Annotated in this window: 13 protein-coding genes and 2 pseudogenes; 12 read left to right on the top strand and 3 right to left on the bottom strand. The window is 71.3% G+C overall.

Annotated features, from left to right (window positions below; all coding sequences use genetic code 11):
- The first annotated feature begins 469 nt into the window (after positions 1–469).
- From fbaA to VB059_RS03985, 12 genes and pseudogenes are all read left to right on the top strand, one after another.
- Complete coding sequence (fbaA, locus tag VB059_RS04040; RefSeq protein WP_323420739.1) at positions 470–1,489, top strand: class II fructose-bisphosphate aldolase; 1,020 nt, start codon at positions 470–472, stop codon at positions 1,487–1,489.
- A gap of 341 nt (positions 1,490–1,830) precedes the next feature.
- Positions 1,831–2,463, top strand: coding sequence for a DUF3151 domain-containing protein (locus VB059_RS14520; protein WP_416339492.1), 633 nt, complete (start codon positions 1,831–1,833; stop codon positions 2,461–2,463).
- Between the two features lie 190 nt (positions 2,464–2,653).
- On the top strand, positions 2,654–3,952 hold the full coding sequence (locus tag VB059_RS04030) for an adenylosuccinate synthase (RefSeq protein ID WP_323420738.1): 1,299 nt from the start codon (positions 2,654–2,656) through the stop codon (positions 3,950–3,952).
- Between the two features lie 69 nt (positions 3,953–4,021).
- Complete coding sequence (locus VB059_RS04025) at positions 4,022–4,837, top strand: nucleoside phosphorylase (protein ID WP_323420737.1); 816 nt, start codon at positions 4,022–4,024, stop codon at positions 4,835–4,837.
- Between the two features lie 109 nt (positions 4,838–4,946).
- A complete protein-coding gene (locus VB059_RS04020) occupies positions 4,947–5,642 on the top strand; it encodes a DedA family protein (RefSeq protein ID WP_323420736.1) in 696 nt (231 codons plus the stop codon).
- Between the two features lie 110 nt (positions 5,643–5,752).
- Entirely contained in the window at positions 5,753–7,009 is a 1,257-nt protein-coding gene (gene purD / locus VB059_RS04015) for a phosphoribosylamine--glycine ligase (RefSeq protein WP_323420801.1), read from the top strand.
- Between the two features lie 153 nt (positions 7,010–7,162).
- Positions 7,163–8,596 carry an adenylosuccinate lyase gene (gene purB / locus VB059_RS04010; protein ID WP_323420735.1) on the top strand — a complete coding sequence of 478 codons (1,434 nt, stop codon included), beginning with the start codon at positions 7,163–7,165 and terminating at the stop codon, positions 8,594–8,596.
- 16 nt (positions 8,597–8,612) lie between these two features.
- A pseudogene (locus VB059_RS04005) lies at positions 8,613–9,467 on the top strand (phosphoribosylaminoimidazolesuccinocarboxamide synthase); the annotation flags it as partial.
- A 722-nt stretch (positions 9,468–10,189) separates the two neighbouring features.
- The gene (locus tag VB059_RS04000) at positions 10,190–11,491 is read left to right on the top strand and encodes a TIGR04053 family radical SAM/SPASM domain-containing protein (RefSeq protein ID WP_323420734.1); all 1,302 of its coding nucleotides are present in this window, start codon (positions 10,190–10,192) and stop codon (positions 11,489–11,491) included.
- A gap of 101 nt (positions 11,492–11,592) precedes the next feature.
- Positions 11,593–11,847, top strand: a pseudogene (purS, locus tag VB059_RS03995) (phosphoribosylformylglycinamidine synthase subunit PurS); the annotation flags it as partial.
- Positions 11,844–12,521, top strand: coding sequence for a phosphoribosylformylglycinamidine synthase subunit PurQ (purQ, locus tag VB059_RS03990; RefSeq protein ID WP_323420733.1), 678 nt, complete (start codon positions 11,844–11,846; stop codon positions 12,519–12,521). The pseudogene purS and the gene purQ, both read left to right, overlap by 4 nt.
- A gap of 4 nt (positions 12,522–12,525) precedes the next feature.
- Positions 12,526–14,517 (top strand): hypothetical protein, encoded by a 1,992-nt coding sequence (locus VB059_RS03985; RefSeq protein ID WP_323420732.1) that lies wholly within the window; start codon positions 12,526–12,528, stop codon positions 14,515–14,517.
- Positions 14,518–14,617: 100 nt separating this feature from the next.
- Here VB059_RS03985 and lysX read toward each other — a convergent pair whose 3' ends face one another.
- The 3 genes from lysX to VB059_RS03970 are packed head-to-tail and all read right to left on the bottom strand — an operon-like array spanning position 14,618 to position 19,811.
- Positions 14,618–17,878 (bottom strand): bifunctional lysylphosphatidylglycerol synthetase/lysine--tRNA ligase LysX, encoded by a 3,261-nt coding sequence (gene lysX / locus VB059_RS03980; RefSeq protein ID WP_323420731.1) that lies wholly within the window; start codon positions 17,876–17,878, stop codon positions 14,618–14,620.
- Positions 17,875–19,029, bottom strand: coding sequence for an alpha/beta hydrolase (locus VB059_RS03975; protein WP_323420730.1), 1,155 nt, complete (start codon positions 19,027–19,029; stop codon positions 17,875–17,877). The genes lysX and VB059_RS03975 overlap by 4 nt, the downstream gene beginning before the upstream one ends.
- A gap of 5 nt (positions 19,030–19,034) precedes the next feature.
- A complete protein-coding gene (locus VB059_RS03970; RefSeq protein WP_323420729.1) occupies positions 19,035–19,811 on the bottom strand; it encodes a PrsW family glutamic-type intramembrane protease in 777 nt (258 codons plus the stop codon).
- Positions 19,812–19,937 lie beyond the last annotated feature (126 nt).

The raw sequence follows: 19,937 nt of genomic DNA, 5'->3' as shown, positions 1-19,937 counted from the left end.
CCAGACGCGACCGTCAATGTGCAGACGCGGCGGGATCTCCGGTCGCGTTCGGTATGTACTGCAGCGTCTGGACATGCCGCAGCGTCTGGGGTGGCCGCACGATCGGAGGGGATAGTCGGAGGGGATAGGGGACAGTGGCTCGCCCGAGAGGAATGGGACCCGTCCAAAGGGCACCCGAGGACAGGGCATCCGGGGGGACAGGGGATCCGGGGAGGGAGAGGGCATCCGGGGACAGGACATCCGGGGATCGATCTGACCTTCCCCTGAACCGCAGGCGACCCGGTCGTAGCAAACGGAGGGGGTCCCCGCAGCGCGAAAGCGGCACACACTACGCTTGTTCCCGTGAGCACTACCGCCGTCGGTGCCGCCGATGGAGTCTGGAAGAACAGACGGCGGAGTGCCGACGCCGGTGACCGGTGCGGGGCCCCACAGGGCGATCGGACCGGCACGATGAGAGAGAAGAGAGCACATGCCCATCGCAACTCCTGAGGTCTACGCCGACATGCTGGATCGGGCCAAGGCGAACGGCTTCGCCTACCCGGCCATCAACGTCACCTCTTCGCAGACCCTGACCGCTGCGCTGCGCGGATTCGCCGAGGCCGAGTCCGACGGCATCGTCCAGATCTCCACGGGTGGTGCCGAGTACCTGTCCGGTTCGACCATCAAGGACAAGGTCACCGGTGCGGTCGCCCTCGCCGAGTTCGCGCATGTCGTCGCCAAGCAGTACCCGGTGAACGTGGCGCTGCACACCGACCACTGCCAGAAGGACAAGCTGGACTCCTACGTCCGTCCGCTGATCGCCATCTCCCAGGAGCGCGTCGACGCCGGCAAGGAGCCCCTCTTCCAGTCGCACATGTGGGACGGCTCCGCCGTGCCGCTGAAGGAGAACCTGGAGATCGCCCAGGAGCTGCTCGCCAAGGCCGTCGCCGCCCGGATCATCCTCGAGGTCGAGATCGGCGTCGTCGGTGGCGAGGAGGACGGTGTCGTCGGCGAGATCAACGACAAGCTCTACACCACCCCCGAGGACGCGCTGGCCACCGTCGAGGCTCTCGGCCTCGGTGAGAAGGGCCGCTACATGACCGCCCTCACCTTCGGCAACGTGCACGGCGTCTACAAGCCGGGCAACGTCAAGCTGCGCCCGGAGATCCTCAAGCAGTGCCAGGACGCCATCCAGGCCAAGTACGGCAAGGAGAAGGCCCTCGACCTGGTCTTCCACGGTGGCTCCGGCTCGCTGCCGCAGGAGATCGCCGACGCCGTCACGTACGGCGTGATCAAGATGAACGTCGACACCGACACCCAGTACGCCTTCAGCCGCCCGGTCGTGGAGCACATGTTCCGCAACTACGACGGTGTGCTGAAGATCGACGGCGAGGTCGGCAACAAGAAGCAGTACGACCCCCGCACCTGGGGCAAGGCTGCCGAAGCCGGCATGGCTGCTCGCATCGTCGAGGCCTGCCAGAACCTCAACGCGGTCGGCACCCACAAGTGACCCGCACCCTCGGCTGAGCCGAGGGCGGCGACCTGCACGGGGATCCCGGACACTGTCCGGGGTCCCCGCTCCGCGTTCCGCTGGGTCCGCGGCGCGCCCGGCTCCTCCCGCCGTGGTGCTCGCGTGGGGATACCCAAGTCGCGGTGCCCGTGTGGGCGCTCGGGTCGCGGTGCCCGTGTGGACGCTCGGGTCGCGGTGCCCGTGTCGACGCTCGGGTCGCGGTGTGCCCGTGTCGATGCTCCGGTCGCGGTGCCCGTGTCGATGCTCCCGCCGTGATGCTCCTGCGACGACGCCGGGGGCCGGGCATCCCGGCGGGACACGATAATGGCTAGGCTGATGACATGAGCGAGACCCACCACAACCTGCTGGCCGATGAGGCTCCGGTGACGCGACTGCCTGAGGATCCGGCCGTCGCGGAACTCGCCGACCACGGTCGGGAGCGGTTCCTTGACATCGTGTGCGCGCACCCGCAGTCCAGCCTGTGCTGGGCGCTGCTCGCGGAGGGTTCGCTCAACATGGGTTCCCGTGACGGCGACGTCGCGGCGTACGCGTACGCCCGGACCGGCTACCACCGCGGCCTCGACCTGCTGCGGCGCAACGGCTGGAAGGGCGCCGGCGCGGTGCCGTGGGAGCACGAGCCCAACCGCGGCTTCCTCAAGGCGCTGTGGGCGCTGGCGGTCGCGGCCCACCGGATCGGTGAGGACGACGAGTACGAGCGCTGTGCGCAGTTCCTCCGCGACTCCTCCCAGACCGGCTACGACGTCCTCACCACCGCGCGCCCGCTCGCCCGCGGCACCGGCAACGAGGGCGTCGGGGACGGCACCGACGAACAGATGGACGAGGTGGTCGAGGAGGCCGGCGGCCGGCAGACCGGCTCGCCGATGTCCGGCCCCGACCGCGACGAGCGCGAGGCCTGGGCCGCGGGGGAGGACGAGCCCTCCGACCACGTGCTCGACAGCCCGTACGCCGGCTGACCCAGAGGCCTGGGCAGCGGGAGGCCGTCCGCTGCGTGTCCCGGCGGAGCGCTGTCGGTGCCGCTCGGTAGAGTGAGCGGGTCGGTCCGGCGAACGAGGGCCGTCCCGGGGCGACCGACGTCGTACGACCCGGTCGAGGAGGCCTGCGTGCTTCGCGGGGGCGTCGCATCTGTGGAGAGGGTGGCACTTCGTGTCCGGAATCATCGTGATCGGCACCCAGTGGGGGGACGAGGGCAAGGGGAAGGCGACCGACCAGCTCGGCGACTCCGTCGACTACGTGGTGAGGTACTCCGGCGGCAACAACGCCGGGCACACCGTCGTGGTGGACGGGGAGTCCTTCGCCATGCACCTGCTGCCGTCGGGCATCCTCAACGAGAACGCCGTCCCGTGCATCGCCAACGGTGTCGTGGTCGACCTGGCCGTGCTGTTCCAGGAGATCGACGATCTGGCGGCCCGCGGGGTCTCCACCGACCGGCTGCTCATCTCGCCCAACGCCCACCTGATCACCCCGTACCACCAGACCATGGACAAGGTCACCGAGCGGTTCCTCGGCAAGCGGAAGATCGGCACCACCGGTCGCGGCATCGGCCCCGCGTACGCGGACAAGGTCAACCGCCTCGGTCTGCGGATCCAGGACCTCTTCGACGCGTCGATCCTGGGCCAGAAGGTGGAGGCCGCGCTGGCCCAGAAGAACCAGCTGCTGGTCAAGATGTACAACCGCCGCGAGGTCGACGCGGCCCAGATCACCGAGGGTCTGCTGGCGTACGCCGAGCGCGTCCGTCCGCACGTCGCCGACGTCGCCCGCGTCCTCAACGAGGCGCTGGACGAGGGGAAGACGGTGCTGTTCGAGGGCGCCCAGGCGCACCATCTCGACGTCGACCACGGCACCTACCCGTACGTCACCTCCTCCAACCCCACCGCCGGTGGCGCGCTGACCGGCTCCGGTGTCGGCCCGACCCGGATCGAGCGGGTGATCGGCATCGCCAAGGCCTACACCACCCGGGTCGGCGAGGGGCCGTTCCCGACCGAGCTGTTCGACGAGGACGGTGAGAAGCTGCGCGAGATCGGCCACGAGTACGGCGTGACCACCGGGCGCAAGCGCCGGTGCGGCTGGTTCGACGCCCTGGTCGTGGAGGCCGCGACCACCTACAACGGCGCGACCGACATCTTCCTCACCAAGCTCGACGTGCTCTCCGGCTGGGACCGGATCCCGGTCTGCGTGGCGTACGACGTCAACGGCGAGCGGGTCGGGACCCTGCCGGCCAACCAGACCGACTTCCACCACGCCAAGCCGATCTATGAGTACCTCGACGGCTGGAGCGAGGACATCAGCGGCTGCCGTTCCTTCGAGGACCTGCCGGTCAACGCCCAGCGCTACGTGCACCGCCTCGAGGAGCTGTGCCGCTGCCGGATCTCCGGCATCGGGGTCGGCCCGGGCCGTGAGCAGGTCGTGATGATCAACGACCTGGTCGGGCCGGTCACCGCCTGAGCCGGCGTCCCGGCCTCAGCAGCCCCAGCAGACCCCTTCCCGGAGGATCCCGATGACTGATAGGTCCCGATGACCGATCGTGAGCCCGCCGAGGCACCGTTCCCGCTCGACTCGACCGCCGACCTGGTGGCAGACCTGGAGCAGGAGGGGTTCCTCGAACCGTCGGCGCTGTACCCCCGCGGTGACGTCCCCGGGGCGGTCGTGCTGGCCTTCCTGCCGCAGACCGTCCACGCGGTCGGGGCCCGGGAGGGCTCGCGGGTCAGCCGGACGATCAGCGACGTCCTGGAGCCCCGACCGCTGTACGAGCGGGAGCACAAGGGCGTACGCGTCGGCTGGTGCTACCCCTCGATGGGCGGCCCGCACACGGCGATGGTGATGGAGGAGCTGATCGCGCTGGGGGTCCGGCGGATCATCGCCGTGGGCTCGGCGGGCGTGCTGCGCTCCGAACTGGTGATGGGGCACCCCTTCGTGGTCACCAGCGCCCTGCGCGACGAGGGGACCAGTGGGCAGTACCTGCTGCCGGCACCGGTCGTCGAGGCCGATCCCGTCGGCGTCCGCGCCTGCCGGGAGGCTCTGGTCGAGGCCGGGGTGGGGTTCTCCGCCGGACGGACCTGGACCACCGACGCCATCTACCGGGAGACCCGCGGCCGGGTGCAGCGCCGGATGGACCAGGGCTGTGCGGTCGTGGAGATGGAGGCCGCGGCGATGATGGCGGTGGCGCGCTACCGCGACGTCCACTTCGGCCAGATCCTCTTCGGCGCCGACTCGCTGGCCGGCGAGGCCTGGGACTCCCGCGCCTGGCCGACCGCGGCCGACGTGCACGAGGCGATGTTCTGGTGGGCGATGGACGCGGCCGTACGACTGGGGGAGTTGACGGCTTCCTGAGGATAAGCTGAGAAAAAGGCCTCTTAACCTGTGAATCTCATGAGGATCTGTGGGGGATTGTGCCGGTTCGACGCTCCGGTTCAGAGCCTGCACAGGTGGATGCCGCACCATGGGACTTATGGATTTGGTGACACTTATTCCGCAAGCGATTCCCGGACTGCACTATCTCAGTGATCCGGCGTCGCTCCTGCACCAACTCGGCCCTTGGGCGCTGGTCGGTGTCGCCGTGATGGTGTTCATCGAATCCGGTCTGCTGTTCCCCTTCCTGCCGGGTGACTCGCTGCTGTTCACCGCCGCGCTGCTGCACATGGCGCTGGGCATCAACATCTGGGTGCTGATCGGTGTCGCGTTCGTCTGCGCCTTCCTCGGTGACCAGATGGGCTACTTCCTCGGCAGCCGCTTCGGCCGTGGCCTGTTCAAGGACGACGCCCGGGTGCTGAAGACCGAGCACCTGCACCGCGCCGAAGAGTTCTTCCACAAGTACGGCGGCCGCTCCCTGGTGCTGGCCCGGTTCGTCCCGGTCGTCCGGACGTACGTCCCGCTGGTCGCCGGCATGGTCCGTCACCCGTACCGCCACTTCATCGGCTGGAACGCCCTGGGCGGCTTCCTGTGGGTCGGCATCATGTCGGCCGCGGGCTTCTTCCTCGGTGGCGTCCCGCTGGTCGCCAACCACGTCGACCTGATCGCCATCATCATCGTCTTCGTGTCGCTGCTGCCGATGGTCTTCGAGATCCTGCGCTCGCGGTCGAAGGGCTCCGCCCCCAAGCGCGCGGCAGCGCCGTCGCCCGAGCACGAGATCGTCTGACCTGATCCATTGCGTGCCCACCTCGCCCGCCGCCCCGTCCGGGACGGCGGGCGAGGTGCGTTCCACACCACCTGAGGCACCCGGGCGCGGATCGGTAGGCTGGGGGGGTGATGCAGCCGCAGTCTGTCCTGGTCATCGGCTCCGGTGGCCGCGAGCACGCGCTCGCCCTCGCCATCAGTCGGGACCCCGCCGTGTCGCGGGTCCATGTCGCTCCGGGCAATCCGGGCACCTCCGCCTTCGCGACCAACCATCCGGTGGACCAGAACGATCCGGCCGCCGTGGCCGCCCTCGCGACGTCCCTGGGGGTCGACCTGGTGGTCGTCGGCCCGGAGGCGCCGCTCGTCGCGGGGGTCGCCGACGCGGTCCGCGCGGCCGGGATCCCGTGCTTCGGGCCCTCGAAGGCGGCCGCCCGGCTCGAGGGCTCCAAGGCCTTCGCCAAGGAGGTGATGGCGGCCGCGCACGTCCCGACCGCCGATGCCCGGGTCTGCACGACGGTCGAGGAAGCCGCTGCGGCGCTGGACGAGTTCGGCGCCCCGTACGTGGTGAAGGACGACGGACTGGCCGCCGGCAAGGGGGTGGTGGTGACCTCCGACCGGGCCGAGGCGCTCGCGCACGCGCAGGCCTGTGGCCGGGTCGTGATCGAGGAGTACCTCGACGGCCCGGAGGTGAGCCTGTTCGCCATCTGTGACGGAAGCAACGTGCTGCCCTTCGACCCCGCCCAGGACTTCAAGCGCGTCGGCGACGATGACCGCGGCCCCAACACTGGCGGGATGGGGGCGTACACCCCGCTGCCCTGGGCGCCGGCCGACATCAAGCAGCAGGTCGTCGACGCCGTCATCCAACCGACGGTGGACGAGATGGCCCGCCGCGGCACCCCGTTCGTCGGCCTGCTCTACGCCGGCCTGGCGCTCACCTCGAAGGGCCTGCGGGTCGTCGAGTTCAACGTACGGTTCGGCGACCCGGAGACCCAGCCGCTGCTGGCCCGGCTGAGCTCCCCGCTCGGCCAGGTGCTGTACGCCGCCGCCACCGGGGCGCTCGACCCGGAGATGCCGCTGGCGTTCGGCTCCGGCTTCGCCGTCGGCGTGGTGCTCGCCGCCGACGGCTACCCGGCCGCGCCGCGCAAGGGGGACGTGATCATCGGCGTGACTCCCGACACCGAGGGCATCATCCAGGCCGGCACCGCGCTCGACGACAGGGGTCGGCTGGTGTCGTCCGGCGGGCGCGTCCTCACCGTCGTCGGCACCGGCGAGTCGCTCGCCGAGGCGCGGGTCCGCGCCTACAACCGGATGGAGGACGTCCACCTGCCCGGCGGCTTCTTCCGCACCGACATCGCGCTGCGGGCCGCCCGCGGCGAGGTGTCGTTCTGACCCAGCAGCCGGGCTGATCCCAGCAGCCGGGCTGCATCCCGCAACCGAAGCGTCGAACCACCCCGCCGCAGGGGCGGATCCCCAGGGCCGCATCCCGCCCCGAAGCGTCGAACCCCCAGCCGCAGGGCAGACCGCCCCGCCGAAAGGACCACCGTGACCGTCCCCAACGTCCTCGCCACCCGTTACGCGAGCGAGCAGATGCGGCGCATCTGGTCGCCGGAGAACAAGATCATCGCCGAACGCCGGCTGTGGATCACCGTCCTGGAGGCCCAGCGCGATCTCGGGGTGGATTTCGGCGGGGACGACCCGGACACGGTGATCGAGGCGTACCGGGCGGTCATCGACCGGGTCGACCTCGACTCGATCAACGCCCGGGAGAAGGTCACCCGCCACGACGTCAAGGCGCGGATCGAGGAGTTCTGCGCGCTGGCCGGCTACGAGCACATCCACAAGGGGATGACCTCGCGCGACCTGACCGAGAACGTCGAGCAGTGGCAGACCCGCGAGGCACTGCAGGTGATCCGCGACCGGATCGTCGCGGCGCTGGCCCAGCTCGGCCGCCTCGCCGTCCAGTACGCCGACCAGCCGATCGCCGGGCGGTCGCACAACGTCGCCGCCCAGATCACCACCCTCGGCAAGAGGTTCGCCACCGGCGCCGACGAACTGCTGGTGGCGTACGAACGGGTCGAGGACGTGTTGCGGCACTTCCCGCTGCGCGGCATCAAGGGCCCGGTCGGCACCAGCCAGGACATGCTCGACCTGCTCGACGGGGACGAGGCGAAGCTGGCCGAGCTGGAGCTGCGGGTGGCCGCCGGCCTCGACTTCGGGACGGTGCTGACCTCGACCGGTCAGGTCTATCCGCGGTCGCTGGACTTCGACGTGGTGTCGGCGCTGGTGCAGGTCGCCGCCGGGCCGTCCGACGTGGCCACCTCGATCCGGCTGATGGCCGGCAACGAGCTGGTCACCGAGGGGTTCAAGCCGGGCCAGGTCGGTTCCTCGGCGATGCCGCACAAGATGAACACCCGTTCGTGTGAGCGGGTCAACGGCATGTCGGTGATCCTCAAGGGCTACCTGACGATGATCGCCGACGTCGCGGGCAACCAGTGGAACGAGGGCGACGTGTCCTGCTCGGTCGTCCGCCGGGTCGTGCTGCCGGACGCGTTCTACTGCCTGGACGGGCTGTTCGAGACCTTCCTCACCGTGCTGCACGACTTCGGCGCCTTCCCGGCCGTCATCGAGGCCGAGCTGCAGCGCTATCTGCCGTTCCTCACCACCACCAAGGTGCTGATGGCCGCCGTCCGCAAGGGGGTGGGCCGTGAGCACGCCCACGAGGCGATCAAGGAGAACGCGGTCGCGGTGGCGCTGGAGATGCGCGAGACCGGCCGCAAGGACAACGACCTCTTCGACCGGCTCGCTGCCGACCCGCGGCTCGGCCTGGGCCGGGACGAACTCGCCGGGCTGGTCACCGACCCGCTCGACCTCACCGGCACCGCCCGCCACCAGGTGACCCGGATCGCCGAGCGGATCCAGACGCTGGTCGACGCCCACCCGGACGCTGCCGCGTACGTCCCGGGCGCCGTGCTCTGAGTGGCAGGATGACGCTGTGAGCCAATACGGGGAACTGGGACTGCCGCTGATCCATGCGGGCAAGGTGCGCGAACTCTATGCGCTGCCACAGGACGACCGGATGCTGATGGTCGCCACGGACAACATCTCGGCCTTCGACTGGGTACTGCCGTCGACGATCCCCGACAAGGGCGCCATCCTGACGCAGATGTCGCTGTGGTGGTTCGACCAGCTGCGCGACATCGTGCCCAACCACGTGATCTCCACCGACGTGCCCGCCGCGGTCGCCCGCCGGGGGCTGGTCGTGGAGAAGCTGCAGATGATCCCGGTCGAGTGCGTCGCGCGCGGGTATCTCACCGGCTCCGGCTGGGCCGAGTACCAGCAGTCCCGTACGGTCTGCGGCATCCCGCTGCCGGACGGGCTGGTCGACGGGTCCCGGCTCGAGCAGCCGATCTTCACCCCGGCGACGAAGGCCGAGCTGGGCGAGCACGACGAGAACGTCGACTTCGGGACCATGGTCGGCACCGTCGGGCGGGAGACCGGTGAGGCGATCCGTGACCTGACCCTGCGGATCTACCGCACCGCCGAGGAGATCGCCCGCGGCCGCGGCATCATCCTGGCCGACACCAAGTTCGAGTTCGGCGTCCGCCCCGACGGCACGATCGTGCTCGCCGACGAGGTGCTCACCCCCGACTCGTCACGCTTCTGGGACGCCACCACCTGGCAGCCGGGCGGACGCCTCGACTCGTACGACAAGCAGTACGTCCGCAACTGGCTGCTGCACGACTCCGGCTGGGACCGCGGCTCCGGCGAGGCGCCGCCCGAGCTCCCCGCGGCGGTGATCGCCCAGACCCGTGAGCGCTACGTCACGGCGTACGAGCAGCTCACCGGTCTCACGTTCGCCTGAGTCGCGCCCGGGCTGCGTGCCGGGTGCCGGGTGCCTGCCGGGTGCCGGGCTTCTCGGCCCGGCGTTCGCCTGAGTCGCGTCCGGGTCGGGTGTCGGGCTGCCGCCGGACGTTGGTGGCTTCCTGCGGATGCCGTGGGGCTGCCGTGGGGCTGCCGCGGACGTTGTCGGTTTGCCTCGGACACTGCCGCGGATGTTGTTGGCTTCCCGCGGACGTTGTTGGTTTGCCTTGGACGTTGCCGCGGATGTTGTTGGCTTCCCGCTGATCTGAGGGGATCCGCGGGAACGCCCGAGCATCCGCGGGAAATCGCTACGCGACCGAGACGGCCCGAGGTGCTGCCCATGGCGATCCGTGGCGATCCACAAGGCCCCTCGTTCGTCTGAGACGGGTCCTGGTCGCAGGCAAGGGTTGCCGCGGACATTGGTGGTTTCCCGCTGATCTGAGGGGATCCGCGGGAACGCCCGAGCATCCGCGGGAAGTCGCGACGCGACCCGCGGCGATCTGATGGACTACCCCAAGGCAACCCCGAGGACCAGGCGAGGCGACGGAGGCTGCCCCAGGGGTTGTCCAGCGTGACCAAGGGTTACCCAAGGCGACCCGAGGGCCACCCGAGGCCACCCTCGGACCCCGAGGACGTGGGCCGAGGCATGTGACACGAGGCATTTGACACATATACCCCGTGCATAATGAGGGCTGATCGGAGGCCTTCATGACGCTCACCAGCATCGGCAGCAGCACCAGTATTGGCAGTAGCACTGCCAGCACCAGCGGCCGTACCAGCAGCGCTGCCAGCACCAGCGGCCGTACCAGTAGCACTGCCAGCACCAGCACCAGTAGCGGCGCGAGCACCGCGACCCGGCGGGTCGTACGGCACCAGCACCAGGACATCGGGGACAAGCCGTTCATCGTGATCTGGGAGGTGACCCGGGCCTGCCAGCTGGTGTGTCGGCACTGCCGGGCCGATGCCCAGACCCGGGCCGATCCGCGTCAGCTCTCCACCGACCAGGGCAAGGCGCTGCTGGACGACATCGCCCGATGGGACACGCCACGCCCGTTGGTCGTGCTGACCGGTGGCGACCCGTTCGAGCGGGCGGACCTGGCCGAGCTGGTCGCGCACGGGACGGCGGCCGGGTTGTCGGTGGCGCTGTCGCCGTCGGTGACGCCGAAGTTCACCGCCGAACGGCTGGCCGAGCTGCACGCCGCGGGGGCGAAGGCCGTCTCGCTGTCCCTGGACGGGGCCCGGCCGCAGACCCACGACGCCTTCCGCGGCTTCGAGGGGACGTACGCCGCCACCCGGCGGGCCGCCACCATGGTCCGCGACGAGGGCCTGCGGCTCCAGGTGAACACCACTGTCACCAAGGGCAACGTCGACGAACTGCCGCAGCTGCTCGGTGACGTGCTGGAGATGGGCGTCGGCCTGTGGAGCGTGTTCTTCCTGGTCCCGACCGGCCGCGGGGAGAACCTCGGGGCGCTGGACGCCGCGGAGGTCGAGGATGTCCTGCACTGGCTCGCGGACGTCTCTTCCCTGGTGGCGATCAAGACCACCGAGGCCCCGCAGTACCGCCGGGTGATCATCCAGCGTGCCGCCGCCCGGGCCCGTGACCTGCCGCTGCCCGCCACCGGGGCGCTGCACGACCGGTTGGTCGCCGGCACCGTCGAGGTGCTCGGCCATGAGATCGTCCCCACGCGGGTGCCGCGGCCGCCGATCGACGTCAACGCGGGGCGCGGGTTCGTCTTCGTCGACCACACCGGCGACGTCTACCCGTCGGGGTTCCTGCCGTTCCACTGCGGCTCGGTGAAGGACGACGGCCTGCGGGCGATCTATCGCGACTCGCCGATCCTGCAGTCGCTGCGGCGCCCGGAGGGCTTCGGCGGCGCATGCGGCGTCTGCGAGTTCCGCGACGTCTGCGGCGGCTCCCGTTCCCGGGCGTACGCGGTGACCGGCGACCTGCTGGGCCCGGACCCGTCCTGTGTGTGGACGCCCGGGGAGGGGCGACCCGCAGGGGCGTGACCTGTACGGCACCGTTCGGCCCCGTGACCTGGGCCGGGCGTGCCGGGCAGGGGCCGGCGCCCGCGGACGGGACCCGGCGCGGGGGTGGGAGCCGACACGCTAGGATCGGCGCCATGGCCCGTGTAATTGTGGACGTCATGCCCAAGCCGGAGATCCTTGACCCCCAGGGCAAGGCTGTGACCGGCGCGCTCGGCCGCCTCGGGTTCGCCGGGTTGTCCGTACGCCAGGGCAAGCGCTTCGAGATCGAGGTGGACGGCGACGTGACCGAGGAACGCCTGGCCGAGGTCCGGGAGGCCGCCGAGCGTCTGCTGGCCAACACGGTGATCGAGAACTTCGACGTGCGGGTGGAAGAGTGACCGCCCGGATCGGCGTCGTCACCTTCCCGGGCACGCTCGACGACTCGGACGCGGCGCGTGCGGTCCGGCTGACCGGCTCGGAGCCGGTCGCCCTCTGGCACGGCAGCGACACCCTCGAGGGGGTCGACGCGGTCATCCTGCCCGGCGGGTTCTCGTACGGTGACTACCTGCGCTGCGGTGCGATCGCCCGGTTCTCCCCGGTGATGGGCGAGCTGATCAAGGCCGCGCGCGACGGGCTGCCGGTGCTCGGCATCTGCAACGGGTTCCAGGTGCTGGCCGAGGCCCACCTGCTGCCCGGCGCGCTGATGCGCAACGCCTCGCGGACCTTCGTCTGCCGTGACCAGAAGCTGCGCGTCGAGACCCGCGACACGGTCTGGTCGAACGCCTTCAAGCGTGGCCAGGAGATCACCATCGTCCTGAAGTCGGGCGAGGGCAACTACATCGCCGACGAGGACACGCTGAAGCGGCTCGAGGACAATGACCAGGTCGTCTTCCGCTACGTCGACAACCCGAACGGATCTGCCCACGACATCGCCGGGATCACCAACCAGCGTGGCAACGTCGTCGGGCTGATGCCGCACCCGGAGCACAACGTCGACCCCGACGCGGCGCCGACCACCGACGGCGTCCCCTTCTTCGCCAGCCTGATCGACTACCTGCAGCGGGTGTCCTGAGGCCGTGTCCACGACCTGGTGGCAGCACCGCTGGCTGCGCCACCTCGTAGGGCTGGCGGTCGTCCTGGGGGTCCTGCTCGGCATCGCCCGTCCGGTGCAGGTCACGCCGTCACCGGTCGCCGCCGAGCATCTGGTGGTGATCGGGGCGGGGGAGCGTACGTCGCTGCTGCCGCTCGACCGGGAACTGCTCGACACCCGATCCGCCACCGCCGCGTACGGTGTCGTGTCCGCGGGCCGCGACGAGGGGGACTGCGTCTCCGCGGCCTGGCTGAGCCTGGGCGCCGGCGCCCAGGCCCGCACCGGGGACCAGTGCGCCCCCGAGCTCGTCCTCACCCCGGCCGCCCGGCTGAGCGGCAGCGGCCCGGCCGCGATCTCCAACTGGTCCCAGCTGACCGCGCTCAACGCGCCGTACGCCGTCGACCTCGGTGCCCTGCAGCGCTCCATTCCCGCCGACGCGACCGATCCGGCCGCCTGCCTCGACGCGGTCGGGCCGGGCGCGGCACTGGCCGCGGCCGGCCCGGACGGCTCCGTCGCCCACTACCTCGAGCCCAGCACCTGGGCCGCAGGCGACTACGCCTCCGACTGCCGGGTCACCCTGGTCGACCCGGTGCTCGGCTCGGAGGCGATGATCCGGCGGCTGACCGAGCGCTCCGACACCACCGTGCTGGTCGTCGGCCTGGGGCCCTCGGGCCCGCTCGCCCGACCGTTCCGGCTCGACCCGACCGCGACCCGGACCGTCTCCTCGGTCCAGCTCGCCTACCGGATCGATCCGGCCGGTTCGACGGCACCGGCCGGCGCGCTGTCCTCGACCACCACCGCGCGCAGCGGAGTGATCTCGCTGGCCGACGTCAGCGCCACCGTCATCGCCCAGCTGCGTGCCGCCTCCCCCGGCACGTCCCCGGCCGCCCCCTCAGCGGGCGCGGGAACGCCAGCAGGAACGGGAACGCCCGCCGGTGCGGGAACGCCAGCAGGAACGGGAACGCCAGCAGGAACGGCAGTGGCACCGGGAGTGGCAACGGGAACGGCGCCGCGCACCGGACCGGTCCGGACGACCGGCGCCGCCCTGGGCGTGGTGCCGGGGACGGTCTCATCGGCGGCCGCGGAGCGGTTGCTCACCGACGCCGCCGCGCTGCAGCGGCGCGGCCCGATCATGGCCACCGCCGCGGGTCTCTTCGCCGCGCTGCTGGTCGCCGCGCTCGTCATGGTGCTGCGCCGCCGATGGTGGCCGGCACCCTGGCTCGCGGCCGCCCTCACCACCTGGCCGGTGGCACTGCTCGCCGGTGGGCTGGTGCCCTGGTACCGCGCTCCGCAGCCGGCCCTGGCCGGGATCGGTGCTGTCGTCGGCTGCTGGATCGCCGCCGCCGTGCTCGCCCGGCTGCTCAGCACCCCACGCCGTCCCACGGCGATCGCGGGTGCCGCGCTGAGCCTCACCGCGACAGCCGCCTCCGCCGTGGCCGGCGACGGCCTGCAGTGGGGCGCCCTGCTGGACTCCACGACCGCGTTCGGCCCCGACTGGCGCGGCGTCGGCCCGGGGGCGGCCGGGGTGTGCGTGGGTGCCGCGCTGGCGATCGCCGCCTGGTGGGCCGACCGGCTGCCCCGCAAGCAGAGCGTGGTCGCGATCGTCGGACTGGTGGTCATCATCGGCATCGCGCTGTGGCCCGACCTGGCGTACGCCCTGGCCCTGGTGGCCGGCGGCGTTGTGCTCACCTTCGCCGACACCGCGCGTGACTGGGTCCGCCGGGCGATCCCGTGGGCCGACCCGCTGTTCGTCGGCACCGCCGCGGCATCCCTGGTCGCCGCTCTCGTCGGCACCCTGTTCGCCTCGCTGGCGTCGGGCACGGCCCTGCTGCAGGTCGTCCCGGACAGCCCACGCTTCGGCGGGGTGGTGATGGGCTGGCTGGCCTCGGTCACCCTGGCGGCGTGGCTGCAGCTGCGCGCCCCGGAGTGGTTCGCCGCCCGCGACGAGGGCCGGCTGCCGGACCCGACGTCGTTGTGACCGGCCGGGTGGTGACCGGAGGGAAGGGGCCGAGGTCCCTGTCGGTGGCGACGCCCCAGGGGCCGGCCCGAGCTGCTCAGGGGATGGACGTACGAGCCGGTCAGCTCCGCGGGCGGACGAACGGGAAGGTCAGCACCTCGCGGATCGGGCGGTCGGTCAGCGCCATCACGAGGCGGTCGACGCCGAGCCCGAGCCCGCCGGCGGGCGGCAGCCCGACCTCGAGGGCGGTGAGGAAGTCCTCGTCGACCTCCATCGCCTCGGGGTCGCCGGCCGCGGCTCGCCAGGACTGCTCGACGAAGCGGCGGCGCTGCTCCAGCGGGTCGGTCAGCTCCGAGTACGCGGTGCCGAGCTCCATCCCGCCGGCGACCAGGTCCCAGCGCTCGACCAGGCCGGGCCGGGTGCGGTGCGGGCCGGCCAGCGGAGAGGTCTCGGCCGGGAAGTCGGTGTAGAACGTGGGCCGTACGGTGACCGGCTCGACCAGCTCGCCGTACAGTTCCTCGATCAGCGCGCCGGGCCCCCAGCCGTCGCGGACGTGGATGCCGTACCGGTCGGCGAGGTCCAGCAGCGTCTCCAGGTCGGTGTCGATCGTCACCGTGGCGCCGACGGCCGCCGACACCGCGTCACAGACGCTGACCACCGGCCATTCGTCGGCGATGTCGACCAGCTCGGTGCCCTCGCCCAGGTCGAGCGGCATCACCTCGCGGCCGTGCACGGCCACCGCGGCGGCCCGGACCAGCTGCTCGGTGAGGTGGCGCATGTCGGTGTAGTCGGCGAAGGGTTCGTACGCCTCGAGGGAGGTGAACTCGGGATTGTGGGTGGCATCGGCGCCCTCGTTGCGGAAGTTGCGGCCCAGCTCGAAGATCGGGCCGAGGCCGCCGACCAGCAGCCGCTTGAGCATCAGCTCGGGGGCGATCCGCAGCACCAGGTCGGTGCTGTAGGCGTTGATCTCGGTGCGGAACGGCCGGGCGCTGGCGCCGCCGTGGACCGTCTGGAGGATCGGCGTCTCCACCTCCTGGTAGCCCCGGGTGCGCATCGTGGTGCGGATCGCGTCAATCGCCCGGGAGCGGGCCAGCAGGATGTCGGCCTCCTCGGGGTGGACCAGCAGGTCCAGCGAGCGGTTGCGCAGCCGCGCGTCGGGGTTGTCGAAGCCCTCCCACGGCACCGGCCGCAGCGACTTCGACAGCATCCGCCACGAGCCGACGCCCCACGACGCGGTCCCGGTGCGGGTCACCATCGGCTCGGCGCCGAACTGGACGAGGTCGCCGGAGTCGACCAGCCGGGCGAACTCCCGCACCGCGGCCCGGCCCATCCGGTCGGCCAGCAGGACGAACTGGGCGCTCACCCGGCCGTCGGTCACGTCGACGAAGCACGCTCCGCCGTGGTCGCGGATCCGACGGACCCGGCCGACGATGTCGCGCCCGTCGAGGTGCTCCGGGTCGACCGTCGAGAGCCGGACGACCTCGGTGCGGCCCAGCGGGTAGCCGGACCGGCCGGCGGCCCGCAGGCCGGCGAGGTGGGACAGCCGGTGGCGGGTCTGGTCGTCGCGACGCGGGTGCAGGCGCTCGAGCGGCCGGCGGGTCTCCAGCTCCCGCACCGCGGCCACGTGGTCGGCGTCGAGGACGCCGTCGACCTCGACGCCGCGCTGCCACGGGGTCAGCGGCAGGAACCCCTCCGCCCGGGCGGAGGCGATGGCGACCGGCACCAGGTCGATGATCGACGGCAGGCAGACGTAGCGCGACTGCCAGGTCGGCTGGTACTTGGCGTTGGACAGGTAGAGCCGCTCGACCTGCCAGTAGCGGTCCATCCAGCTCAGCACCTGGGAGTTGAGCCGGGTGAGGGCGCCGGCGCTGACGTCCTCCGCCTCGGCGAACACCCGTCGGAAGAACGCGAAATTGAGTGAGATCCGGGAGACACCGTTGTCGGTGCACCAGGCGATCAACTCGGTGATCAGCAGCTCGTTGGTGCCGTTGGGTGCCTCGGCGGAGCGCCGCATCAGGTCCAGCGACAGCCCGCGCCGGCCCCACGGCACGAAGCTGAGCAGCGCGATCGGCTCGTCGTCGGCGTCGTACGCGGTGACGAGCAGGCTGCGCCCGTCCGCCGGATCACCGAACCGGCCCAGCGCCATCGAGAATCCACGTTCGGTGCCGCCGACCCGCCAGTCCCCGGACAGCTGCGCCAGCCGTGCCGATTCGACCTCGTCGAGATCGTCGGCCCGCTGGATCCGTACGGTCACCCCGCTGCGGCGGGCCCGGCGTTGCGCGTGCCGGACGGTGGTCATGCCGGTCGAGTCCAGCCGGAACCGCTCCGGGTGCAGGATCGCCTCGTCGCCGAGGTTGATCACCTCGGTGCCGATCGAGGTCGCGTACACCCGGGCGCCGGCCTCCGAGCAGGCCAGCACGGCCGGTGTCCAGCCGTACGTACGGGCGTACGACGCCCAGGCGTGGACGAGGTCGGGCCACATCCGGCGGTCCCCGATCGGGTCGCCGCTGGCCAGGCAGACCGACCCGATCACCCGGTAGGCGATCACCGCGCGGCGGTTGTCGGAGAAGTAGAGCATCTTGTCGCGCCGGGTGGCGTAGTAGCCCAGTGAGTCGTCCTCGCCGTACTCGGCCAGCAGGCGGCGCAGGTCCAGCTCGTTGTCCTGCTGCCAGCTACCGGTGAACCGGGCCGACCGGAGGAACGCGCCGACCGCGAACAGCAGCGAGAGGCCGGCGATCGCGCCGGTCAGCTGCGGGATCATCCGACCGACCATGACGTGCCAGGCGTGCGGGCCGGGCAGCCCGACGGCGTTGAGCAGGGCGACCAGGAGGACCTGCCAGGTGGGGCCCTGGGCCTCGGTGGTGGTGCGGATCAGCAGGTGGGTCAGCCCGAGGTCGAGCAGGATCCCGACGGTGAGGATGCCGATCGCGATGCCCCACGAGCCGCGTTTGACCCGGGCCGGGAAGGCCGGCCGCAGCCAGAACATGGTGACCAGCAGGGCCAGCGAGATCGCCAGGTTGATCGCCGACATCACCCCCCGGTCGATGTCGGTGAGCGGGATCGACGGCATCGGGCGGTGCTGCAGGGCGAAGACGAAGCCGGTGATGTCGGCCGCCACCCCGATCACCTGGAAGACGGCGATCACCATCAGCGCGAAGCGTTTGCGCTTGCTGACCGCGGCGGCGAGCAGACCCAGGCCGATGACCGAGACGAGTGAGGCGGTGACCGGGACGTTCAGGGTGACGAAGAACTCCTGGATCAGCCACCGGGAGGCGCGCCGGACGAAGCGGTGCCGGAGCCAGTCCGCCGCCGCCACCACGGTGGCGATGACGTAGAGCCAGGTGAGGATCTCGGCGGCGACGCGGCGCGCCCGGGTGGTCATGAAGCGCGCCAGGCGAAGGCCGGCGCCACCTGACCGAGCCACTGCAGGCCGGCGGGCAGGCCCTGCATCCACACGCCCCACTGGTGGCCGCCGGACTCCTGCAGCGTGGTGACCAGGCCGGTGGGCGGGTGCACCGCCTTCTGGAACTCGGTGAGGGCCGCCATCGAGGTCTTGTCGTCACGGGCGGCGTACGCCCAGATGTCGACCTTCGGCTTGGTGTTGTGGACGATCGTGGCCAGGTCGTACGTCTTGTCGTTCGCCGGCCGGTGGGCGATCTTGCCCCATTCCGGCGCGAAGTAGCCCGACATCGCGATCGCCCGGGCGTAGTGCTCGGGGTGCTTGACGGCCAGCATCGGCGCGCAGAAGCCGCCCGCGCTGTAGCCGACGGTGACCCAGGCGTCGGGGGCGGTCTCGGTGCGCAGGTTGGTCATCGCCCAGGTGCGGACATCGGTGTCGACGTACGTCTCCCACAGGCCCTGGTCGGGCCCGGAGCTGAAGTCGGTGCATTCGGAGTCGAGGGCGCCGGGGAAGGTCGTGGGGACGACCACGATCGACTCCCGCAGCCGCTTGTCGCTCTCCATCGCGGTGATCATGCTGCCGATGTTGAGGTTGTTCTTGTACGTCAGGGGGCTGCCCGGGCTGCCGGTGAAGCCGAAGATCACCGGGTAGAAGCGGTTCGGGTGGGCCTGGTACGACGCCGGCAACCAGACCAGGGCGGGCTGGGAGATGCCTGACTTCGGCCCGGCGATCGTCACGGTCAGGTACTGCCCACCGCCCGCCTCGGGCGAGTAGCCGGCGAGGGCGGGATTGTGCGCCGGGTCCGCCTGCAGTGCGGTGGCCTGGCCGACCGCCTCGGGGGCGGCCTGGACGGCCTTCTCGTTGGCCCCGCGGCTGGTGTGGGTGACGCTGCTCGCCGAGGTGATGCCGAAGACGTCGGCCCAGGTGGTGTACCAGCCGTTGTTGTTGTTGAGTGCCAGGCCGATCAGCAGCACGGACAGGGCGATGCTGCCGGTCAGGGCGAGGAACTGGTGGAGCGCCGCCCGCCAGAAGCCGCTGCGATGCCGCGGCAGCCAGCCGATGGCCCAGCCGAGCAGGGCGGCCAGCAGCAGGCCGACGAGTGCGAGGAGCCACGGGGAGGTCAGGCTGAACACTCCGGTCACCTTACGGCACGCCTGATCGTCTTTCCTTGAAAGACGATGAGGATCGTCAGGCTCACCGCCGCCAGCACGATGTGCGCGGCCCAGGACGCCGCGAAGGTGTCCCAGGCCGCATGCAGCAGCACGACGAGGACGTACGTCGCGGCGAAGACCAGCAGACCACGGCCGGCCGGGCGGGTCGGGATCCGCCACAGGGCGGCCGCCAGCAGGCCGGTCCAGGCCAGGTGACAGGCCGGGGCGAAGACCCCGCGGACCAGCAGCGTCTGGTCGACCGAGGCGACGCTGCCCGAGGACAGCAGCGTGGTGAAGCCGTAGCCCATCGTCTCCAGCACGGCGAAGCCGGCCCCGGACGCGACGCCGACGACCAGCCCGGTCCGGGGCTGCGCCAGGGTGCGGGAGGTGCCGACCAGGACCCCGATCGGGACCAGGATCTTCAGCGTCTCCTCGATGACGGCCACGGTGAGCATCGGCCAGGACTCCCGGCGCGTCGCGGTGGCGTACTCCAGGATGCCGGCCAGCAGGACGCCGAGGACACCGCTCACCGCGGCGATCCAGAGGACCGTACGGCCGTCCACGATGCCGTCCCCGGTGGGCCAGTTCAGGTAGGCGAGCACGGTGGCCGGGGCCACCAGCGCGCCGAGCAGCAGCACGGTGGGGAAGAGGTTCGGGTTCGAGGTGATGAGCATCGTCAGCAGCACCAGCCAGTAGAGGACCCCGGTCCCGCTCAGGACGAGGATCCAGCGCCAATTGCGTACGGTCCTCGCACTGTGCACCATGCCCCGAACGTAGGGCGAGCGCACTGAAAGCCCGCTGAGCATCTCGTACGGCAGGCAGGATGGAGGCATGTCGGAGCCGCGTGGTCCCGGGGGGCCTTCCGCGCCGGACGGGCAGGCGCAGGGACG

It is taken from the genome of Raineyella sp., assembly GCF_034933565.1.
Taxonomy (GTDB): Bacteria; Actinomycetota; Actinomycetes; order Propionibacteriales; family Propionibacteriaceae; genus Raineyella.
The sequence above is the reverse complement of the archived record's forward strand: the minus strand, read 5'-3'. Positions and strand labels throughout refer to the sequence as shown.